Raw genomic sequence first — 370 nt, 5'->3', positions numbered from 1 at the left:
CTGCGGGATCGGCGTTTTGAAAATCAGGCGTATCGAGCGTCAGGTTTAAACCTGCTGGTGGCAGCGGTTATCCTATGGAATACGCGCTATCTTCAGTCTGCCATCGCAACGCTCGGCATTTCCGATGACCTGGCGCGGCATATTGCACCCCTCGGCTGGGAGCATATCTCTCTGACAGGGGACTATCGCTGGAATGTCGATGAGCAGCCCGAAGCGGGCGCGTTACGTCCGCTTCGGGTGCCTGCATCCCTGCTTGTCGCTTGAACCCCAATGCTGGCGGTTCTGTAGGTGTTCACCCTAAGCGTACGTAAAATACACTTTCGTGTCGTGACCCCAAATACGCCTCCTGGTCAGCGTTCCGGTTCTCGAA

General features: G+C 56.5%; 1 protein-coding gene. It reads left to right on the top strand.

The features are described from left to right. On the top strand, positions 1-264 hold a 264-nt coding region (locus tag KP705_RS19315), incomplete at its 5' end, for a Tn3 family transposase (RefSeq protein WP_215765482.1). Between the last annotated feature and the right edge of the window lie 106 nt (positions 265-370).

It is taken from the genome of Gluconobacter sp. P1D12_c, from assembly GCF_018812105.1.
Taxonomy (GTDB): Bacteria; Pseudomonadota; Alphaproteobacteria; order Acetobacterales; family Acetobacteraceae; genus Gluconobacter; species Gluconobacter oxydans_A.
The sequence above is the reverse complement of the archived record's forward strand: the minus strand, read 5'-3'. Positions and strand labels throughout refer to the sequence as shown.